The 20,198-nt window shown below is 67.6% G+C and carries 17 protein-coding genes; 13 read left to right on the top strand and 4 right to left on the bottom strand.

Annotated features, from left to right (window positions below; all coding sequences use genetic code 11):
- Window positions 1-240 precede the first annotated feature (240 nt).
- From GON09_RS23355 to atzF, 13 genes are all read left to right on the top strand, one after another.
- Window positions 241-1,386, top strand: coding sequence for a globin domain-containing protein (locus GON09_RS23355; protein ID WP_307854477.1), 1,146 nt, complete (start codon window positions 241-243; stop codon window positions 1,384-1,386).
- Between the two features lie 53 nt (window positions 1,387-1,439).
- On the top strand, window positions 1,440-2,852 hold the full coding sequence (gene ramB, locus GON09_RS23350; protein ID WP_213933979.1) for an acetate metabolism transcriptional regulator RamB: 1,413 nt from the start codon (window positions 1,440-1,442) through the stop codon (window positions 2,850-2,852).
- 19 nt (window positions 2,853-2,871) lie between these two features.
- Window positions 2,872-3,273 carry a PPOX class F420-dependent oxidoreductase gene (locus GON09_RS23345; protein ID WP_213933977.1) on the top strand — a complete coding sequence of 134 codons (402 nt, stop codon included), beginning with the start codon at window positions 2,872-2,874 and terminating at the stop codon, window positions 3,271-3,273.
- 163 nt (window positions 3,274-3,436) lie between these two features.
- A complete protein-coding gene (locus GON09_RS23340) occupies window positions 3,437-4,318 on the top strand; it encodes a type IV toxin-antitoxin system AbiEi family antitoxin domain-containing protein (RefSeq protein WP_213933976.1) in 882 nt (293 codons plus the stop codon).
- 235 nt (window positions 4,319-4,553) lie between these two features.
- Window positions 4,554-5,828, top strand: coding sequence for an urea ABC transporter substrate-binding protein (gene urtA / locus GON09_RS23335; protein WP_213933975.1), 1,275 nt, complete (start codon window positions 4,554-4,556; stop codon window positions 5,826-5,828).
- Window positions 5,829-5,861: 33 nt separating this feature from the next.
- On the top strand, window positions 5,862-6,746 hold the full coding sequence (gene urtB, locus GON09_RS23330; protein ID WP_213933974.1) for an urea ABC transporter permease subunit UrtB: 885 nt from the start codon (window positions 5,862-5,864) through the stop codon (window positions 6,744-6,746).
- A complete protein-coding gene (gene urtC, locus GON09_RS23325) occupies window positions 6,746-7,882 on the top strand; it encodes an urea ABC transporter permease subunit UrtC (RefSeq protein WP_213933973.1) in 1,137 nt (378 codons plus the stop codon). The genes urtB and urtC overlap by 1 nt, the downstream gene beginning before the upstream one ends.
- On the top strand, window positions 7,879-8,661 hold the full coding sequence (gene urtD / locus GON09_RS23320; protein ID WP_213933972.1) for an urea ABC transporter ATP-binding protein UrtD: 783 nt from the start codon (window positions 7,879-7,881) through the stop codon (window positions 8,659-8,661). Before urtC ends, urtD begins: the two co-directional genes overlap by 4 nt.
- Window positions 8,661-9,353, top strand: a complete 693-nt coding sequence (gene urtE, locus GON09_RS23315) for an urea ABC transporter ATP-binding subunit UrtE (protein ID WP_213934610.1) — start codon at window positions 8,661-8,663, stop codon at window positions 9,351-9,353. The genes urtD and urtE overlap by 1 nt, the downstream gene beginning before the upstream one ends.
- Window positions 9,353-10,036, top strand: a complete 684-nt coding sequence (locus tag GON09_RS23310; RefSeq protein WP_213933971.1) for a GntR family transcriptional regulator — start codon at window positions 9,353-9,355, stop codon at window positions 10,034-10,036. The genes urtE and GON09_RS23310 overlap by 1 nt, the downstream gene beginning before the upstream one ends.
- A gap of 65 nt (window positions 10,037-10,101) precedes the next feature.
- On the top strand, window positions 10,102-10,632 hold the full coding sequence (locus GON09_RS23305) for a carboxymuconolactone decarboxylase family protein (protein WP_213933969.1): 531 nt from the start codon (window positions 10,102-10,104) through the stop codon (window positions 10,630-10,632).
- Between the two features lie 101 nt (window positions 10,633-10,733).
- Window positions 10,734-14,375 (top strand): urea carboxylase, encoded by a 3,642-nt coding sequence (uca, locus tag GON09_RS23300; RefSeq protein ID WP_213933968.1) that lies wholly within the window; start codon window positions 10,734-10,736, stop codon window positions 14,373-14,375.
- Between the two features lie 65 nt (window positions 14,376-14,440).
- A complete protein-coding gene (gene atzF, locus GON09_RS23295) occupies window positions 14,441-16,129 on the top strand; it encodes an allophanate hydrolase (protein WP_213934609.1) in 1,689 nt (562 codons plus the stop codon).
- Window positions 16,130-16,201: 72 nt separating this feature from the next.
- Here the strand turns inward: atzF and GON09_RS23290 are convergent, their stop codons facing one another.
- The 4 genes from GON09_RS23290 to GON09_RS23275 form a co-directional block, all read right to left on the bottom strand.
- A complete protein-coding gene (locus GON09_RS23290; protein WP_307854475.1) occupies window positions 16,202-17,623 on the bottom strand; it encodes a fatty acid desaturase family protein in 1,422 nt (473 codons plus the stop codon).
- 28 nt (window positions 17,624-17,651) lie between these two features.
- Window positions 17,652-18,749, bottom strand: a complete 1,098-nt coding sequence (locus GON09_RS23285; RefSeq protein ID WP_213933967.1) for a ferredoxin reductase — start codon at window positions 18,747-18,749, stop codon at window positions 17,652-17,654.
- 69 nt (window positions 18,750-18,818) lie between these two features.
- The gene (locus GON09_RS23280) at window positions 18,819-19,151 is read right to left on the bottom strand and encodes a cupin (RefSeq protein ID WP_213933966.1); all 333 of its coding nucleotides are present in this window, start codon (window positions 19,149-19,151) and stop codon (window positions 18,819-18,821) included.
- Window positions 19,151-19,963 carry a class I SAM-dependent methyltransferase gene (locus GON09_RS23275; protein WP_213934607.1) on the bottom strand — a complete coding sequence of 271 codons (813 nt, stop codon included), beginning with the start codon at window positions 19,961-19,963 and terminating at the stop codon, window positions 19,151-19,153. Before GON09_RS23275 ends, GON09_RS23280 begins: the two co-directional genes overlap by 1 nt.
- Window positions 19,964-20,198 lie beyond the last annotated feature (235 nt).

Genomic DNA, 20,198 nt, shown 5'->3' with positions numbered 1-20,198 from the left:
CCGAATCACCCATCGGCGGACGGATCGGACATCCGTCTGTGACTGCCTTCACACAGGGGCGATCGTCCACTGTGAGCCCCATTGACCCCTCGACTCCCACCCGTAACATGTCTCCGGCCGGATCGGGGCCGGCATGTCGTACTGCTTCGTCCGTCCGCGCCCCGGCCGAACAGCCCCCGAACACGAGGAGTCGACATTCTCTCGAGTACGTCGCGGTCGATCGTCCAAGCGACCCTGCCGGTGGTCGGCGCCGAGATCGGCACGATCTCACGTGTCTTCTACAACCGGCTCTTCCGGGCCGTCCCGTCCCTGCGGGACACCTTCAACCGCACCAACCAGGCCAACGGCGCCCAGCAACGGGCACTCGCCGACTCGATCGCCGCTTTCGCGTCGCTTCTCGTCACCCACGCGCCGACCGACATCGACCCGATCATGGAGCGGATCGCCGCCAAACACGCCTCCCTCGGGGTGCGGTCCGCGCACTACGAGATCGTGCGGACCCACCTCTTCGCCGCGATAGCCGAGGTGCTCGGCGCGGCCGCCACCCCGCAGGTCGCCGTGGCCTGGCACGAGGTGTACACGATGATGGCGAATTCCCTGGTCGAGCAGGAGACGAAGCTGTACCGGCAGGCCGGTGTCGCACCCGGCGACATCTGGCGTCGGGTGTTCGTCACCGCACACGAATACGACGGTGCGCACGCGGCCACCCTCCACCTCCGCTCCGTCGACGGTGGACCACTGCCGGTCTTCCTTCCCGGGCAGTACATCTCGGTGCGGGTCGCGCTCCCCGACGGGACCGAGCAGATCCGCCAGTACACGGTGTTCCCAGGCCGGGCGAGCGGCGAGTGGGCGGTCACCGTCAAGCGGATTCCGGGCGGACTCGTCTCCCCGATGCTGTGCGACGGTGTGCGGGTCGGCGACCACCTCCTCGTGTCACCACCCTTCGGCAGCGTGGTGGTCGACCCGGGCAGCGAACCGCTGCTTCTCGTCTCCGCGGGGGTGGGCGTGACGATGACCATCGCCGCGCTGCGCGACCTGCAGTCCCGCCAGGACGGCCGGAGCGTCGACGTCGTCCATCTCGACCGCACCCCCTACGAGCAACCGCACCGGACCGAGATCCGGACCCTGGTCGACTCGTTGCCGAACGCCCGACTCCACGTGCGCTACACCGAATACGACGAGATCCGCAGCGGCGGACGAACTCCCCTGTCCGGCTTGATGATTCCGGGTGACGCCCGCACCTACGTGTGCGGTCCGATCCCGTTCATGCGCGCGATCCGCACCGACCTCGTCGCCTCCGGTGTCGCCCCGGCGTCGATCCGGTTCGAGGCGTTCGCACCCGGTTCGTGGTTCGGCCTCGAAACGTCACCGGACACCGTCGATTAACACGCTGCGAACGTCACCTTGCGAAGGCTGCCAGGCAGTTCTACCCTGGGCGAATGGCCAAGACCTATGTAGGCGCCCGGCTGCGGCAGCTACGCACCGAGCGAGGACTCAGCCAAGCGGCGCTCGCCAAGACCCTCGAGATCTCCGCGAGCTATCTCAATCAGATCGAGCACGACGTCCGGCCTCTGACCGTGCCCGTCCTGCTCCGCATCAGCGAGGTCTTCGGGGTGGACGCCACCTTCTTCTCCTCGCAGGACGACACGCGCCTGATCGCCGAGATGCGCGAGGTCGCACTCGACCGGGAGATGGGCATCGAAGCCGACGCTCAGGAGATCGCCGAGATGGTCGCCGCCCACCCCACCCTCGCGCGGGCGATGGTCAACCTGCACCGGCGCTTCCGTAACACCACCGCCCAGCTCGCCGTTGCCACCGAGGAGCGGTACAGCGACGGAAGCGGCAGCGGCGCGATCACCATGCCGCACGAAGAGGTGCGCGACTACTTCTACCAGCGGCAGAACTACCTGCACGATCTCGACACCGCCGCCGAGGAACTGGCCAACCGCATCCGATTCCACCGCGGCGATGTCGGCGGCGAGATCGCCCGACGCCTGACCACGGCCCACGACGTGCAGATCGTCAAGCGCATCGACCTCGGCGAGAACATCCTGCACCGCTACGACCCCGAGACCCGCGTCCTCGAGGTCGCGCCGCAACTGTCCGGCGGCCAGCAGGTGTTCAAGCTGGCCCTCGAACTCGCGTATCTGGAGTGCGGAGAGCTCATCGACCGTCTCGTCGCGGAGGGCTCGTTCACCAGCGACCCCTCGCGAGCACTGGCCCGCCTCGGGCTCGCCAATTACTGGGCAGCCGCGTTGATCCTGCCGTACACGCAGTTCCACGAGATCGCCGAGGACTTCCGGTACGACATCGAGCGCCTGTCGGCCTTCTACGGCGTCAGCTACGAGACGATTGCGCACCGGCTCTCGACCCTGCAACGCCCGAAACTGCGGGGCGTCCCGTTCTCGTTCGTTCGCGTCGACCGCGCAGGGAACATGTCGAAGCGGCAGTCCGCCACCGGTTTCCACTTCTCCACGAGCGGTGGCACGTGCCCGTTGTGGAACGTCTACGAGACCTTCGCCTATCCCGGCAAGATCATGACGCAGATCGCGCAGATGCCTGACGGTCGCCGCTATCTGTGGGTCGCGCGCACCGTGGAGCGTCGCGCCGCGCGGTACGGCCAGCCGTCGAAGACCTTCGCGATCGGGCTCGGGTGCGAACTGCGGCACGCGCATCGTCTCGTCTACGCCGACGGTCTCGACCTCGACGACTCCAACCCCGGCACACCGATCGGCTCCGGTTGTCGCGTGTGCGAGCGGATGAACTGCCCTCAGCGCGCGTTCCCGCCCCTGGGCAAGGAGATCGACATCAACGAGCACCGCTCCTCGGTCTCGCCGTATCTGGTGCGCTGAGCGTCGGTAGGCTCGTCGCATGGCACGCACCCCCGACGCGATAGGTCCGAAGGCGCTCGAGTTCCTCTCCGAGTACCACCTCGCGACGCTCACGACCCTCCGTAAGGACGGCTCGCCGCACGTCGTCGCCGTCGGGTTCACGTGGGACGGAGAGGCCGGCCTCGCACGGGTCATCACCTTCGAGGGCTCGCAGAAGACGCTCAACGTGGAGCGCGGCGGTTACGCCGTCGTCAGTCAGGTCGACGGCGGCCGCTGGCTCACCCTCGAGGGCCCGGCCCGCGTGACGCGCGAGCCGGCCGACGTCCGCGAAGGTGAGCGTCGCTACGCCGCTCGCTACCGCGAGCCCCGCCCGAACCCCCGCCGCGTCGTCATCGAGATCGCAGTCGAGCGCGTCATGGGCTCGGTCCTCGAAGCGTCCTGACCCATCCGCTACAGGTTTTGCCATCCGCTACCGCAATTGCTGTAGCGGATGACGAAAGATGTAGCGAACGCGTTGTCCACAGGGCGCCGCCTCATCCACAGATCGATCGGAATCCGTGTCGTCCGCGGCTTTTCGGCGGCGGACGTGGGGCACGGTGGTCGCCATGCAGCCCATCCTGCGCGCCGACGCCCTGACGACCGGCCTCAGCGACACCGAGATCCGCCGAGCCCTGCGCAACGGTGAACTCGAACGACTCGAACCCGGGGTGTACATCGCCGACACATCCCTCGACGACCTCGACCGTTACCGCATGCGCGTCCGGTCCGTCGGTGCACGCCTGTCCGCCGACACCGTGACCAGCCACGAGTCCGCCGCCGTCCTGCACGGACTCGCCCTGTGGAAGCCGGACCTCACGCGGGTGCACGTCAGCCGCGACAGGTGTGGTGGTGGACGCAGGACCGCAAGTCGCCACCTGCACGTCGCGCCACTCCCCACCGACGACCGCTCGGAGGTGGACGGAGTTTCCTGCACGTCGATGGCCCGGACGGTCGTCGACCTCGCCTGCACGCTCGACTTCGACGAAGCGGTGATCGCGGGTGACTCCGCCGCGGCCCGTCAGCCGGGGTTCACGGAAGCTCTCGCCCGTTGCCTCGCCGAGTCGGGCCCTCGTACGGGCATCGCCGCGGCACGGCGGTTGGCAACATTCGTCGACGGTCGCAGTGAAAGTCCTGGCGAGTCGCTCAGCCGCGTGCGCATGCAGGAGTTCGGCATGCCCTCGCCGATCCTGCAGAAGGAGATCAGAACCACTGGTGGCCTCTTCGTGGGCCGAGCCGATTTCTACTGGGAGGAGGGCGTCGTCGGCGAGTTCGACGGCATGAGCAAGTACGACGAGGGCGGTATCGAGGCGGTCCGACGAGAGAAGCGGCGCGAGGACGCGTTGCGTGATCTCGGCTTCGAGGTGATCCGCTGGACGTGGCCGGAACTGTTCCGGTTCGACGTCGTCCGCGCCCGTTTCGATCGCGCCGTCACCCGCGCCCGGAGGTAGTCGCTACCGTCTTTGCCATCCGCTGCGGTTGTTTGCCGTAGCGGATAGCAAAGGCCGGAGCGGCTATGTGTGCGCACTTCGTAACACACGCGAAATCTGCGTCACGAAACCGTGACCGGAAGATATTCCCGCGCAACAACTCCCTTCTACTGTGTGGCCTCACGGATACAGCGCTGTATACGCCGCCCGGATACACCGGGTCCTCCCGGCCACACCTTCGAAGGAAGGGCTCTACATGTCTGTTGTCAGGTCCAGGCTCGCCACCCGCGCCATCGCGGCCCCCGCCGCACTCGTCGCAGTCGGACTCGTCCTGTCCGCCTGCGGAAGCCGCGCGGGCGACGAGGGCAGCACCGCCGCCTCCGGTGCTGCGTCGTGCGTCGACACCTCGGGCGACACCGTCAAGGTGGGCTCGCTCAACTCGCTGTCGGGCACGATGGCCATCTCCGAGGTCACCGTCCGCGATTCGATCGCACTGGCCGTCGAGGAGATCAACGCCGACGGAGGAGTCCTCGGCAAGCAGATCCAGATCGTCTCCGAGGACGGCGCATCCGAGCCCACCGTGTTCGCAGAGAAGGCCGAGAAGCTCATCGGATCCGACTGTGTCGCAGCGGTGTTCGGGGGATGGACGTCGTCGAGCCGCAAGGCGATGTTGCCGGTCTTCGAGGACCGCAACGCGCTGCTGTACTACCCCGTCCAGTACGAGGGCCTCGAGTCGTCGTCGAACATCTTCTATACCGGCGCGACCACCAACCAGCAGATCGTGCCCGCCCTGGACTACCTGAAGGAACAGGGCGTGAAGTCGCTCTACCTCGTCGGTAGCGACTACGTCTTCCCGCAGACCGCCAACCGCATCATCAAGGCCTACGCCGAGGCCAACGGCATCGAGATCAAGGGCGAGGACTACACCCCGCTCGGCTCCACCGACTTCTCCACCATCGTCAACAAGGTGCGCACGGCCGACGCCGACGCCGTCTTCAACACCCTCAACGGCGATTCCAACGTCGCGTTCTTCCGCGAGTACACCAACGCCGGCCTGAACGCGAAGGACATGCCGGTCGTCTCGGTGTCGATCGCAGAGGAGGAGGTGGGCGGCATCGGTGCGCAGAACATCGAGGGCCAGCTCACCGCGTGGAACTACTACCAGACCGTCGACTCGCCCGAGAACACCTCCTTCGTCGAGGCGTACAAGGCGAAGTACGGCGCGAACAAGCCGACCTCCGATCCCATGGAGGCCGCCTACACCTCGGTCTTCCTGTGGAAGAACACGGTCGAGAAGGCCGGATCGTTCGAGGTCGACGACGTGATCGCAGCTGCCGACGGAGTGTCCTTCGAAGCACCCGAGGGCACCGTGACGATCGACGGCGACAACCACCACATCACCAAGACCGCCCGCATCGGTGAGATCCGCGGCGACGGCCTGATCTACACCGTGTGGGAGTCCGACGGTGCGATCGAGCCCGACCCCTATCTCGAGTCCTACGACTGGGCCGCGGGCCTGTCCGGTAACTGACACCCGACCGCCGAGTCGACGAGGGGAGACGACATGGATGTCCTTGTAGGACAGTTGTTCACAGGTTTGAGTATCGGATCGATCCTGCTACTGGCGGCGTTGGGGCTGTCGCTGACGTTCGGCCAGATGGGCGTGATCAACATGGCCCACGGCGAATTCATCATGGCCGGCAGTTACACCGCCTTCGTCGTGCAGCAGGTGATCTCCTCGGCCGGGGTGTCCCTGTTCGTCTCCCTGCTCGTCGGCTTCCTGGTCGGCGGCGCGATGGGGGTGTTACTCGAAGTCACCCTCATCCGCCGCATGTACCACCGCCCGCTCGACACCCTGCTGGTGACCTTCGGTGTGGGCCTGCTGCTTCAGCAGGCCGCCCGCGACATCTTCGGCGCCCCCGCCGTCAACGTCGTCGCCCCGTCCTGGCTTTCCGGCGGGGTGGAGATCTTCGGGGCCGTGGTCCCGAAGACCCGCCTGTTCATCCTCGCGCTCGCCGTGATCTGCGTGATCGCCCTGATCGCGTCGATGAAGTACACGCCGATGGGACGACGGATCCGCGCGGTGGTGCAGAACCGCGATCTCGCCGAGACCGTGGGAATCTCGTCCCGCCGCACCGATATCACCACCTTCTTCCTCGGCTCCGGCCTGGCCGGTCTCGCCGGTGTCGCCCTGACCCTGATCGGCTCGACCAGCCCGACCATCGGGCAGTCGTACCTGATCGACGCCTTCCTCGTGGTCGTCATCGGTGGTCTCGGCCGCATCGAGGGCGCGGTGCTCGCAGCCGTCGCACTGGGACTTCTCAATTCGTTCATCGAGTACTCCACGACCGCGTCGATCGCGAAGGTGATCGTGTTCGTGCTCATCGTGATCTTCCTGCAGGTCCGTCCGCAGGGCCTGTTCGCCGTCAAGACGAGGAGCCTGGTCTGATGCCCGCGACCTTCTCGACCCGCACGCTAACCCAACCCGGACCCGTACGCACCGCAGCAGGTTTCGCGCTCGCCGCACTGATCCTGTTCGGTCTCGCCCCGGCGGTGCTCTCCGATTTCCGGCTCGGTCTGCTCGGCAAGTTCCTGTGTTTCGCGATCGTCGCCGTCGGCATCGGTCTCGCCTGGGGCCGCGGCGGTATGCTCACCCTCGGCCAGGGCGTGTTCTTCGGCCTCGGCGCCTACATCATGGCGATGCACCTGAAGATCGCCGACGCGCAGCTCCGCGGCGATTCGGTCCCGGACTTCATGCAGATCGCCGGCATCCGCGAACTACCCGCCTACTGGGTGCCGTTCGCCTCGCCCGCCGTGACGCTGCTGGCGATCCTGATCGTGCCGGCCCTGATCGCCGCGCTGCTCGGCTTCGGTGTGTTCGCCCGCCGCGTCAAGGGTGCCTACTTCGCGATCCTGTCCCAGGCCCTGGCCGCTGCCTTCGCAATCCTGCTCATCGGACAGCAGTCCACCGGAGGATCGAACGGCCTCAACCGGTTCCGCACCTTCTTCGGGTACGACCTGTCGGACCCGGTCAACAAGCGGATGCTGTTCTTCATCGTCGCCGCCATCCTGCTGCTCGTCGTCGCCGCGACCCGCCAGCTCATGCAGTCCCGTTACGGCGAGCTGCTCGTCGCGGTGCGCGACCAGGAGGAGCGTGTCCGCTTCCTGGGCTACGACCCCGCCCTGATCAAGGTGGTCGCCTACACCGTCGCGGCGTTCTTCGCCGGGATCGCCGGGGCGATGTTCGTGCCCATCGTCGGCATCATCTCCCCCGCCGACGTCGGCATCGTCCCGTCCATTGCATTCCTCATCGGTGTCGCCATCGGCGGACGCAATACCCTGCTCGGCCCGGTCCTCGGTGCCGTGGGTGTGGCCTGGGCGCAGACCACCCTGTCGGAGAACTTCCCCTCCGCCTGGACCTACGCGCAAGGCCTGCTGTTCATCGTCGTCGTCGGCTTCTTCCCCGCCGGCCTCGCCGGGGTGATCACCCTGCTCCGTCGCCGACGTCGCACCACCCCGCCGGAATCCACACCTCCGGCCGAACCCGAGCCCACCGATCTTCCCGAGATGGAGCCTGTTCGATGAGCAAACCCGTCTACGGCGGCAACGCCGGAATGAGCAGCGACTACCTCGAGATCCGCGACCTGCGTGTCACCTTCGACGGTTTCACCGCCGTCGACGGCGTCGACCTGACCCTCCTCCAGGGCGACCTGCGGTTCCTCATCGGCCCCAACGGCGCCGGCAAGACGACCCTCGTCGACGCCGTCACCGGCCTGGTCCCGGCCACCGGCTCGATCACCAAATCCGGTGTCGAACTGCTCGGCAAGAAGACCCACAAGATCGCGCGACTCGGCGTCGGCCGCACCTTCCAGACCGCCTCGGTCTTCGAGGAGCTGTCGGTCCTGCAGAACCTCGACATCGCAGCCGGTGCGGGTCGCTCCCCCTGGCAGCTGTTGCGCCGCCGCAAGGACGTCCTGCCCGAGATCGAGGACGCCCTCGAGACGATCGGCCTGACCGCCCACCGCGACACGCCCGCCGGAATCCTCGCCCACGGACAGAAGCAGTGGCTCGAGATCGGCATGCTGCTCGTCCAGAATGCCGACGTGCTGCTCCTCGACGAACCGGTCGCCGGCATGAGCCACGACGAACGCGAGGAGACCGGACAGTTGCTGCGCCGCATCGGCGCCCAGCGCACGGTCGTCGTCGTCGAGCACGACATGGACTTCATGCGAGCCTTCGCCACCTCCGTCACCGTCCTCGCCCGCGGCAAGGTCATCGCCGACGGCACCGTCGACCAGGTCCAGAACGACCCGCAGGTCCAGCAGGTCTACCTCGGGACCGCCACCGCTCCTCAGGAGGCATGATGCTCGAACTCGTCGACGTCCACGCCGGTTACGGCCGCACCGAGATCCTGCACGGCATCTCCCTCACCGTCCCGTCCGGCAAGTCCGTCGCGGTCATGGGTCACAACGGCGCCGGCAAGACCACCCTGCTGCGCGCCGCGGTCGGCCTGCTGCCCGTCACCGAGGGGAAGATCCTCTTCGACGGCGACGACGTCACGTCGCTGCGACCGTCCGCCCGCGTCGCCCGTGGGCTCGCCTACGTGCCTCAGGGGCAGCAGTCCTTCGGCCAGCTCACCTGCCGCGAGAATCTGCAGGTCGTCGCGGACACCCGCCGTAACGGCCGCGCGCTCGTCGCCGACATGCTCGACCTGTTCCCCGCCCTCGTCCCGCTGCTCGATCGGCGCGCCGGGTTGCTCTCCGGCGGTCAGCGGCAACAGCTCGCCATCGCCCGCGCCCTGATCACCGAGCCGCGCATGCTCATCCTCGACGAGCCCACCGAAGGTATCCAGCCGTCGGTGGTCGCCGAGATCGAGAACACCATCGTCGAGCTCGGCCGCACGGGCGATCTCGGCGTGCTCCTCGTCGAACAGCACATCGGCTTCGCCCTCGACAACGCCCTGCACTACTACGTCCTCGAATCCGGGCGCGTCACCTCCACCGGGGACGGTGGTGTCGAGGCCGCCACCACCGTCCGCGCAGCGATGGCGATCTGATGGCCGACACCCGCCGCGAACGGGTCTACAAGGCTCTGCGTTCGCATCTCATGTCCGGCACGTCGTCCCCCGATGAGCGACTCAGCGAGGAACGGCTCGCCGAACAGTACGGGGTGTCGCGCACACCGGTTCGAGAGGCACTCGCCCGGTTGGTGTCCGACGGACTCGTCGAACGCCGCGAGCACGGACTGTATCCCTACCGGCCCCGCTTCGACGATCTCGCCGATCTCTACGAACTGCGCACCACCCTGGAATTGCGGGGCATCCGCCGTGCGCTCGACGACGAGTCGGTACGGCACGACCCCGACGTCCTCGGCCCCGAGCTGGACCGCTGGTACGAGATCCGCAGGGATCCGCCCGAACCCGACGCCGGCTTCGTCACGCTGGACGAGCGTTTCCACACGACGTTGCTCGCCGCCTCCGGCAATCGCGCCCTGTGCGACGCCCTGGCCTCGGTGAACGCCAAGGTGCGTCCGGTGCGGATGTTCGACTACCTGACACCCGATCGCATCGTCGCCACCGTCGACGAGCACATCGAGGTGGCCGAACTCGTACTCGCCGACAAGCTCCACGACGCCCACGACCTGCTGCTCGCCCACATCGACACCTCACGATCGGTGGTCGTGCGACGCGCCGAGGAGGCACGCGCCTTCGCCCGGATGGCCCGCGCCGTCCGCGACTGACCCGCATCGATAGGTCCCGGTCGTTCCGTGTGACCTGACGGGCTCGTTCGGGCACACTGACGCTCATGACACCCCGCATCCAGCCCGGACGTTTCAAGGAACTCGGCCCTCTCAACTGGGTGACATGGAAGGCACTGTCCGCTGCCGGCGGAACCTCGGACGCCCACCTGTTCAGCACCCTCGGCCGCACCGGGCGACTGTTCCGCGGATGGTTGCACTATGCGGGCATGCTCATGCCCTTCGGCCGCCTCGGCCGCTTCGAGTCGGAGATGGTCATCCTGCGGGTAGCGCATCTGCGCGAGTGCGGTTACGAGTTCGACCACCACACCCGTCTGGGCCGCCGTGCGGGGATCACCGACGAGGTGCGCGACCGTATCGTCGCCGGACCCGACGCGGCCGGCTGGCAGCCGAGGCACCGCACGCTTCTCGCCGCCGTCGACGAACTCGTGACCACGAAGCACCTGTCCGACGAGACGTGGTCGTCGCTCGCGCAGTACTACGACGACCGTAGGCTCATCGAATTATGCCTTCTGGTCACGCAATACGACGCCCTTGCCACGACCATCGGTGTCCTGCAGATCGATCGCGACTTCTGATCGGTTCGCACATGCCGGTGTCCGGCCGGAGAGGGCATCCCTAACAAGGCTGTTACACAACGTCACAGCGTCGTCATTGCTGGTCCATAACGTATACAGCCATGTCCACAAAGACGTATACAGAAGTGCCGGTCCCCCCGACCTTCGCCTTCGACAGCCTGCTCGTCGCCAATCGCGGCGAGATCGCGTGCCGCATCATGCGGTCTGCGCACAAGCTGGGTCTCAAGACCGTTGCTGTCTACTCGGACGCCGACGCAGCGGCCGCACACGTCGAACTCGCCGACATCGCAGTCCGACTCGGCCCGGCTCCCGCGGCCGAGTCCTATCTGCGGGCCGATCTCGTCATCGAGGCAGCACTGGCCACCGGCGCCGGAGCGATCCACCCGGGCTACGGATTCCTCTCGGAGAACGCCGAATTCGCCGCCGCCTGCGAAGCGGCGGGTATCGCGTTCGTCGGCCCGACTCCCGGCCAGCTGCGCGTCTTCGGCGACAAGCACACCGCCCGGGAGGCCGCCCGCGCCGTGGGCGCGCCCCTCGTCCCCGGCAGCGGTCTGCTCGATACCCTCGAGGACGCGCTCACCGCGGCCGAGACCATCGGATATCCCGTGATGCTCAAGGCCGTCGGCGGTGGCGGCGGCATCGGGATGCAGGCCTGCCGCAGCGCCGACGACCTGCGTGAGGCGTACGAACGCGTCATTCGGCTCGCCGCCGCGAACTTCTCGTCCTCCGGCGTCTTCCTCGAGCGGTTCGTCCCACGCGCCCGGCACGTGGAAGTGCAGGTCTTCGGTGACGGACACGGCCGGACGATCAGCCTCGGTACCCGCGACTGCTCGCTGCAGCGCCGGAACCAGAAGGTCGTCGAGGAGGCACCCGCACCGAACCTCCCCGATCGCATCGTCGAGCAGATGCTCTCGTGCTCACGTGCTCTCGCGTCGTCGGTGCAGTACCGATCGGCCGGTACCGTCGAGTTCGTCTACGACGTGGACCGCAACGAGGTGTCCTTCCTCGAGATGAACACCCGCCTGCAGGTGGAGCATCCGGTGACCGAGGAGGTCACGGGCGTCGACCTCGTCGAGTGGATGCTGCGCCTCGCACGCGGTGACGAGAGCATGCTCGACGGCCTGCCCGATTCCGGACCCGAGATCACCGGGCACGCGGTGGAAGCCCGTGTGTACGCGGAGGATCCCGGTCGCGACCACCGGCCGAGCGCGGGTCTGCTCACCCATGTCGAGTTCCCCGCCCACACGCGTATCGAGACCTGGGTGAACACGGGCACCGAGGTCGGTTCGTTCTACGATCCGATGCTCGCGAAGGTGATCGTGCGCGGCGAGTCGCGGCGTACGGCATTCTCCGGGTTGTCGGAGGCACTCGGCGAGACCCGGATCCACGGTGTCCAGACGAACCTGCCGCAGTTGCGCAGGATCTGCTCCGAGGAAGCGGTTCTCGATGCACGACACGTCACCACCACACTCGCGGAGATCCCCCCGGTCGGGTGTCGCATCGACGTGCTGCGTGCCGGGACGATGACGACCGTCCAGGACTTCCCGGGACGGATCGGGCTGTGGAAGGTGGGGATTCCTCCGTCCGGTCCGATGGACGACCTGTCGTTCCGCGCCGCGAACGTCGCCGTCGGCAACCCGGAGGGCACGCCCGGACTCGAATGCACCCTGCTCGGTCCGCGTCTGGAGTTCTCCGATCCGACGACCGTGTGCATCACGGGCGCCCGCGCCGAGGTCACCGTCGACGGTGCGCCGGTGCCGATGTGGGAGCCCGTCGAGGTCCCGGCCGGTTCGATCCTCGAGGTCGGCACCCCCATCGACGCCGGCCTGCGCACCTACATCGCGGTCCGCGGTGGACTCGACGTGCCGCTCTACCACGGCAGCGCATCGACGTTCACGCTCGGCGGCTTCGGTGGGCCCACCGGCAGGGCCGTCGCGACCGGCGATGTGCTCGGTCTCGCGTCCGGCGAGCCGGTCGCCGATCCTGCGCCCGTCCCCGCCGATGTCCGTCCGGAGTTCGGGCACATCTGGCATCTCGCGGTGACCGAAGGCCCGCAGCCGGCCCCGGCATACTTCACCGCCGAGGACCTGCAGCAGTTCTATGACGCGACGTGGACCGTGCAGACGCATGCCAACCGCACCGGTATCCGGCTCGACGGCCCGAAGCCGACCTGGTCGCGCTCCGACGGCGGCGATGCCGGTCTGCACCCGTCCAACCTGCACGACAACCCGTACAGCGTCGGGGCGCTCAACGTCTCCGGCGACACCCCGATCCTGCTCGGCCCGGACGGACCCAGCCTCGGTGGCTTCGCGTGCCCGCTCACCGTGGTCGCCGGGCATCGCTGGAAGCTCGGCCAGATCCGCCCCGGCGACTCGCTGCGGTTCGTGCCGGTCACCGACGAGGGCGCCGTCGAGCTGCGCACCAGTGCGGTCCGCGGCGCCGACCTGCCGCCGGTCGCCCGGCAGACCGCACCCGACGGCGGCCGACTCGGTCGTATCGAGCCGTTCCTCGACCATCCCGAGGTCGTGTACCTGCGGGGCGGTGACGACAACATCCTCGTCGAGTACGGCGAGATGGTTCTCGATCTCGGCCTACGCATGCGTGTGCACGCATTGTCGGAGGCGCTGGCCGCCACGACGCTGCCCGGGATCATCGATGTCACGCCGGGTGTGCGCTCGCTGCACATCCACTTCGATCCCGACGTGCTGCCGCAGTCCCGCCTGCTCGGGGTATTGCAGGATCTCGAGACGGAACTGCCCGCGACGCGCGATCTGGTGGTGCCGAGCCGCACCGTCCGCCTGCCGCTGTCGTTCGATGATCCGTCGATCGCCGAAGCGATCTCGCGGTACCGCAGCGGGGTGCGCGACGAGGCACCGTGGTTGCCGTCGAACACCGAGTTCATCCGACGCATCAACGGTCTCGATTCGGTCGAGCAGGTCCGCGACACCGTCTTCGACGCCGAATACCTGGTCCTCGGTCTCGGCGACGTGTATCTCGGTGCACCCCTGGCTGTTCCACTCGATCCTCGACATCGGCTCGTCACGACGAAGTACAACCCGGCCCGCACGTGGACACCGTCCGACGCGGTGGGCATCGGCGGCAAGTACCTGTGCGTGTACGGCATGGAGTCGCCGGGTGGTTATCAGCTGGTCGGCCGGACGATCCCGATCTGGTCGGGATACCGGCAGACGGGGCCCTTCGAGGAGGACAAGCCGTGGCTGTTCCGGTTCTTCGACCGCATCGTCTGGGAACCGGTGACGCCCGAGCAGTTGCTCGAATACCGGGCCGCGGCGAAGGCGGGTCGGTTCGACGCCGACATCTCGGACGGCACCTTCGCGCTCGCCGACCACCTGCGTTTCCTCGAGGACAACGCCGACTCCATCGACGCCTTCCACGCCGTGCAATCCCGTGCGTTCGAGGTGGAGAAGCAGGCCTGGCGCGACGCGGGAGAGTTCGACCGCGTCGACAGCGAACCGATCGAGGTGTCCGCCGTGGGCGACCCCCTGGACGCAATGCCGCCCGGTGCCGTCGTGGTCGAGGCACCGATGGTCGGCAACGTGTGGCGCGTGGAGGTCGCCGAGGGCGACACCGTCGCCACCGGCGACACCACGGTGATCCTCGAGGCGATGAAACTCGAGATGCCCGTGTCGTCGGAGACCACCGGCACGGTCCTGAAAGTTCTCGTGAGCCCGGGCACGAAGGTTGCACCCGGGACCCCCCTTCTCGTGATCGGAGCAGTCTGATGAGCCTCGGCAGTACCCTCGACAACCCGGACGTCGGACTCGCTGCGCCCGCCTCCTCGGTGAGGATGTCCGCCACCGATCGCGTTCGTGCCGCACTGCGCCGGATCGACGAGGCCGACCGGCCCGAAGTGTGGATCACCCTGCGCAGCGCCGAGGATCTCCTCGCCGACGCCGCCGCGGTGGATGCCCGGGTCGCCGCCGGTGAGTCGCTTCCGCTCGCCGGTCTGGTCGTCGCGGTGAAGGACAACGTGGACGTCGCCGGAATCCCCACCACCGCGGCATGTCCCGAATTCGCGTACGTCCCCGAGGAGACGGCGTCCGGTGTCGAGCGTCTGGTAGCCGCAGGCGCCGTCGTGCTCGGCAAGACCAACCTCGATCAGTTCGCCACCGGTCTCGTCGGGACGCGCAGTCCGTACGGGGCAGTGCGGTGCGCGTGGGATCCCGAGAAGGTCTCGGGCGGTTCGAGTTCGGGTTCGGCGGTCGCGGTGGCACTCGGCATCGCCGACATCGGCCTGGGCACCGACACGGCCGGTTCGGGACGTGTGCCGGCCGCACTGCACGGAATCGTCGGCGTCAAGGCCACTCTCGGAGTGATCCCGGCGCACGGTGTGGTCCCGGCGTGCATCGACTACGACTGCCTCACGGTCTTCGCGATGTCGCTCGACCTTGCGGCGACCGCGGTCCGGATCATGACCGGACCCGAGCCCCGCGACCCACGCAGCAGGACATGGCCCGCGGACGTGCGACTCGCCGCATCGAACACCCTGCGCATCGCGGTGCCACGCGGCGAGGACCTCGAGGCCCTGTCCGAGGGGTACCGCGACGCCTTCACCCGCACAGTGGCCGCGGCATGCGAGTCCGGCGTCGAGATCGTGGAGGTGGACATCTCGCCGCTGCTCGACGCTGCCCTGCTCCTGTACGACGGTGCCGTGGTGGCGCAGCGCTACGCGGCCGTCGGTGAGTTCCTGTCGACGGGGCCGGAGGGCGCCGATCCCACCGTTGCCGCGATCGTCGCCGGCGCGAAGAGGCCCGCCGCATACGAACTCGTCGAGGACCTCGACACCCTCACCCGTGTGAAGGTCAGCGCCGGCGAACTGCTCGCCGGGGTGGACGGGTTACTGCTCCCGACGACGACGGAACACCCGACGATCGCGGCGGTGCAGGACGACCCGATCGCCATCAACCGTCGGATGGGCACCTACACCAACTTCTGCAATCTGCTGGACATGGCTGCGGTAGCGGTGCCCGGTGCACCCACGACGGCTGGTGAGCCCTTCGGGGTCATGATCGTGGTGCCGGCCTTCGCCGACCAGGTGGCCGTGGACGTCGCGGCCGCACTGAACGGTGTGGACGCGCCATCGGTCGTCGAGTCCGGGGTCGAGCTCGCCGTCTTCGGTGCGCATCTGCGCGGTCAGCCGCTGCACTTCCAGCTCGAGGAACTCGGAGCGCGGTTCGTCGAGGAGGTGCACACCTCCGACGCATATCGACTGGCGGCGCTGAACACGACGCCACCGAAGCCGGGACTCGTGCGACACGGGCCGGGTGAGGGTGCCGCGATCGTCGGCGAACTGTTCCGCCTGTCGGAGGCCGGTCTGGGCCGATTCCTCGCCGCGCTGCCCGCCCCGATGACGCTGACGAGCGTCGAACTGGCCGACGGGCGGTGGGTCGTCGGTTTCGGATGCACGCAGGACGCCGCGGCGGACGCGGTGGACATCACCGAGTTCGGCGGCTGGAAGGCCTACCGGGCGTCCTGACCTCGGCTCCGATGTGCAGTTCCCGTCGAGAATGGTGCGAATCGTCGACGAGAACTGCGCATCGGCCGACGGTCAGCGGGGCGGCGGATCGACCTTCACCCCACCACCGTCGTGTTCCGGTCCGGCGTCGGGATGTTCGGCGGGCAGCCGGTTCCGGAACCGCGCGGCCTCACTGGGAATGGGCCCACCCTGGGGATCCTGTGAGCGACGGTACGGTCCGGGCTTCGGTCGGGGCTTACCGCCCGGGAAGGCGAGCCGGGCGATCGTGCGGTGCACCATGAACCACTGCTTGCCCAGCCGGCCCGAGTTGTAGGGCAGTTCGTAGCGCTCGCAGATGTCCTTGACCTTCGGCGCGACCTCCGCGTAGCGGGTGCTCGGCATGTCGGGGAACAAATGGTGTTCCACCTGGTAGCCGAGGTTGCCGCTCATGACGTGGAACAGCGGAGTGCCCTCGATGTTCGCGGCACCGACGAGTTGGCGTACGTACCATCCTCCGCGCGACTCGTTCTCCACCTCCTTCTTGGAGAAGGTGTAGGTCTGGTCGGGGAAGTGTCCGCAGAAGATGATCGCGTGTGCCCACACGTTGCGGATGATGTTGGCGGTGACGTCGGCGAGAACCGTCGCGAGGAAGGTCTTCTCGATGCCGGGCAGATACCGGTCGGCGAGATCGGCTGCGGTACCGAACTTTCCGGAACGGCCCTTACCCATAGACCGCAGTCGCCGGCCCAACCGCGAGGTCTTCGGCTGGGGTAACCGGCCCTGCAGCGCGATCTGCGCGAGGCCGAACAGTGCGGCGCTCACGAGCGGCCAGCCGACGTAGTCCTTGACGAACTGGGCGCGGGCCTTACCGGCGATACCCTTCAGTTCCCCGATGACCTGCGCGGTCGACTTCTCGCCGGCCCACAACGCTTCGAGATCGAGGTCGTGCAGCGCGACGCCCCACTCGAACAGCACGGTGAGCAGTGCGTTGTAGACGGGCTGGGCGAGGTAGACGGGGTGCCACTTCTGGTGCGGGTCGATCCGCATGATCTCGTAGCCGAGGTCCTTGTCGAGACCGCGGATGTTGGTGAACGTGTGGTGGATGTAGTTGTGCGAGTGCTTCCAGGCCTCCGCGGTGGAGGCGGTGTCCCAGTCCCAGACCGACGAGTGGATGTCCGGATCGTTCATCCAATCCCACTGGCCGTGCATGACGTTGTGGCCGATCTCCATGTTCTCGAGGATCTTCGCCAGTCCGAGACAGGTAGTCCCGGCCACCCATGCGGGCTTGGACGACGACGCGAACAGCAGCACCCGTCCGGCCACTACCAGTTGACGCTGCGCCGCGATGACGTTCTTGATGTACTGCCGGTCCTTGTCGCCGAGGCTCGAGTACACCTCGTCGTGGATGGCGTCGAACTCCTTCGCGATCTGCTCGAGATCGTCGTCGCTCAGATGCGCGAGCGGACTCTGCAGTTCCCGCGACCCGGTATCGGCCCTGTCGATGCTTCTCGTCACGACGCCCCCTGCTTCGAAGCCGGTTGCTTCACAGTTCGATTTCGATGTCACCCTCCGCGGTGTGGATGCAGGTACGCACCGCCGCCCCGGTGGGCTCGCTCACCTCGTCGGTTCGCAGGTCCCGGAGTTGTCCGGACCTCAGCGTTCCGACGCACGTGTGGCAGATGCCGATACGACAGCCGTACGGCAACTTCAGGCCGGCATTCTCACCTGCGACCAGGATGGGTGTTCCGCCGTCGCACTCCACCTCTTTCTCGCTGTCGAGGAAGTTGATGGTGCCGCCTTCGCCGCTCCCGGCATTCCCACCGATGATCGGCTGGAAACGTTCGAGGTGGAATCTTTCGGGATCGCCGTGTTCGTCCCAGTGTTCTTCGAGGGCGTCGAGCAGGTCGCGCGGCCCCGAACAGAAGGCGTCGCGCTCGCGCCAGTCGGGGCACAGCTCGTCGAGGTCGCCGGGAGTGATGCGGCCACGCTCACCGCTGAGCCACACTTCGAGGCGCATTCCGGGATGACGGTCGTCGAGGTCGTGCAGGGTCGACGAGAAGATCACCTCGTCGGGGGTGCGGGCGGAATGTACGACGACGACATCGTCGACGCGGTCGCGGTGGTCGAGACTGCGCAGCATGCTCATGATCGGCGTGATCCCGCTGCCTGCGCTGATGAACAGCATCTTTTCGGGCAGCGGGTCGGGCAGTGTGAACACGCCCTCCACCTCGCCGAGCCGGACGATGTCGCCGGGCTCGAGCTTGCGGACGAGATATGGCGAGACCACACCGTTCTCGACGAGCTTGGGCGTGACGCTGATGAGTCCGTCGACCGGATCCGGGTCGGAGGTGAGCGAATATGCCCGCCAGTGGTAGACGCCGTCGATGATCACGCCGAGCCGCACGTACTGGCCGGGCTCGTGCCCCCGCCACTCGTAGGCCGGGCGGATGAGCACCGACGCCGCGTCGCCACCCTCGGGGACCACCCGCTCGACACGGCCGCGGAGTTCGCGGGTCGTCCACAGCGGGTTGATCATCTCGAGATAGTCGTCGGGACGCAGAGGTGTGAACAGGTGCCGCACCGTGCGCAGCAACCATCTCCGAACCGGGTGCACATGTGGGCGAGCGCCGCGTTCCGCCATGGCGACACACTACGCGTGCATACACTCCGCATGTGCGGATTCGTTTCCCGCTGGAAGCGGCGACAATCGTCAACGCAGGATCGTCAGCGACACCACCGAATCGGCGTTCGCGACGAGGCGGTGCACGATGCCCGCGTCGACGTGGACCGCGGTTCCCGGCACCAGCGAGACGGTCTCGTCTGCGGTGCTGAACGAGATGTCCCCGGTGAGGGTCTGCACGAGGATCGGGGCGCCGGCCTTGTGGTCGTCCATCGCCTGTCCGGCGGTGAAGGACAGTCGGACGACGGTCGCGCCGGTGACCGCCGCGAGCTTCTCGATCCGTGGTCCGCTCCCCTCGGCCGGGTGGAGTTCCGCCAGCCCCTCGATCCGGGTGAGCTTGCCGTCGACCTGCTGTGTACTCATCACGCGTCCTTCTTCGTGGCGACGATCTCGATCGCGACCAGATGCTTCTTGTACTTCGTGAACGTCGACCGCATCCGGAGGATCCGGCTGCGGGCATCGGAGTCTCGAAGGACGTTGCGGACGAACTTCAGGGTGCCCGGCAGTCCCTCGTCGGCGAGGATGCGTTTCGGTTCGAGCAGCGCCATGGGGGCGAAGCCGACCTTCTCGACCTCGAATCCGTTCTCCTCGAACAAGCTTCGCCATTCCGCTGCGGTGAGAGGGCGGGCGTTGACCTTGATCGAGCGGGCGAGCGATTTGCGGATCTCGGTCTTGACCTCGTCGTCGATCGCGTCGGGTTCGATCGCGAGTTCGTGGATGGCGTATCGCCCGCCCTGGCGGAGCACCCGGCGGGCCTCCTGCACGATCTCGGCCTTGTGCCTGTCGGTCTGCATGGTGAGCATCGCCTCACCGACCACGACGTCGGCGACCTCGCCGCCGAGTCCGGTCTTCGATGCCTCACCGCTGACGACCCTGCCCTTGCCCCCGATGGCCTTGCGGGTCAGTTCTGCTGCCGTCTCGTCGGATTCGACACCGGTGTAGCTACCGGGCGCGTAGGCGAGGATCTCCTGCGCCGTCCGGCCGAGTCCCGGCGCGAACTCGACGACGTCCGCGCCGCGCAACCGCGCGTCGGCGAGCACACGCGTCGTCAGCTCCTTGCCGCCCGGCCGCAGCACGCGCTTGCCCAGACGGGCGAGCAGCCAGTGCCCCGGCAGGTCGGCGGTGGCCCTGCCCGCCAGGGGCAGTGCACCTTCCGAAGCGTCGTCGTCCGGCATGGCCGTACCTGCTCTCGCTCGTCCGAGTACGGAGACGATCCGGTCGGCCGCGGCGCGGATCACGAGCCGGCTGCGGCCTTCCTTGCGACGACTATAGAGGATTCCCACCCGAAAGTAAGGCCACCCTCACCTCAGGCTCCGCAGCAGGAGTCCGGAACGACGTCAGCCCGCGACGACGGTCGGGTCGTCACGGGCTGAGCCGGTACATCCGAGCGGGGATCCGCCCGCACGGAAG

It is taken from the genome of Rhodococcus sp. B50, from assembly GCF_013602415.1.
GTDB lineage: Bacteria > Actinomycetota > Actinomycetes > Mycobacteriales > Mycobacteriaceae > Rhodococcus.
This window is presented reverse-complemented; position numbering and strand designations above follow the sequence as displayed.

What these genes read in the sequence shown, in the direction of transcription:
- ramB (WP_213933979.1), top strand. Translation starts at nt 1,440, where the DNA reads ATGGCCAAGACCTATGTAGGCGCCCGGCTGCGGCAGCTACGCACCGAG.
- urtA (WP_213933975.1), top strand. Translation starts at nt 4,554, where the DNA reads ATGTCTGTTGTCAGGTCCAGGCTCGCCACCCGCGCCATCGCGGCCCCC.
- GON09_RS23340 (WP_213933976.1), top strand. Translation starts at nt 3,437, where the DNA reads ATGCAGCCCATCCTGCGCGCCGACGCCCTGACGACCGGCCTCAGCGAC.
- GON09_RS23310 (WP_213933971.1), top strand. Translation starts at nt 9,353, where the DNA reads ATGGCCGACACCCGCCGCGAACGGGTCTACAAGGCTCTGCGTTCGCAT.
- urtE (WP_213934610.1), top strand. Translation starts at nt 8,661, where the DNA reads ATGCTCGAACTCGTCGACGTCCACGCCGGTTACGGCCGCACCGAGATC.
- urtC (WP_213933973.1), top strand. Translation starts at nt 6,746, where the DNA reads ATGCCCGCGACCTTCTCGACCCGCACGCTAACCCAACCCGGACCCGTA.
- GON09_RS23345 (WP_213933977.1), top strand. Translation starts at nt 2,872, where the DNA reads ATGGCACGCACCCCCGACGCGATAGGTCCGAAGGCGCTCGAGTTCCTC.
- urtB (WP_213933974.1), top strand. Translation starts at nt 5,862, where the DNA reads ATGGATGTCCTTGTAGGACAGTTGTTCACAGGTTTGAGTATCGGATCG.
- GON09_RS23285 (WP_213933967.1), bottom strand. Translation starts at nt 18,749, where the DNA reads ATGGCGGAACGCGGCGCTCGCCCACATGTGCACCCGGTTCGGAGATGG.
- uca (WP_213933968.1), top strand. Translation starts at nt 10,734, where the DNA reads ATGTCCACAAAGACGTATACAGAAGTGCCGGTCCCCCCGACCTTCGCC.
- atzF (WP_213934609.1), top strand. Translation starts at nt 14,441, where the DNA reads ATGTCCGCCACCGATCGCGTTCGTGCCGCACTGCGCCGGATCGACGAG.
- urtD (WP_213933972.1), top strand. Translation starts at nt 7,879, where the DNA reads ATGAGCAAACCCGTCTACGGCGGCAACGCCGGAATGAGCAGCGACTAC.
- GON09_RS23275 (WP_213934607.1), bottom strand. Translation starts at nt 19,963, where the DNA reads ATGCCGGACGACGACGCTTCGGAAGGTGCACTGCCCCTGGCGGGCAGG.
- GON09_RS23305 (WP_213933969.1), top strand. Translation starts at nt 10,102, where the DNA reads ATGACACCCCGCATCCAGCCCGGACGTTTCAAGGAACTCGGCCCTCTC.
- GON09_RS23280 (WP_213933966.1), bottom strand. Translation starts at nt 19,151, where the DNA reads ATGAGTACACAGCAGGTCGACGGCAAGCTCACCCGGATCGAGGGGCTG.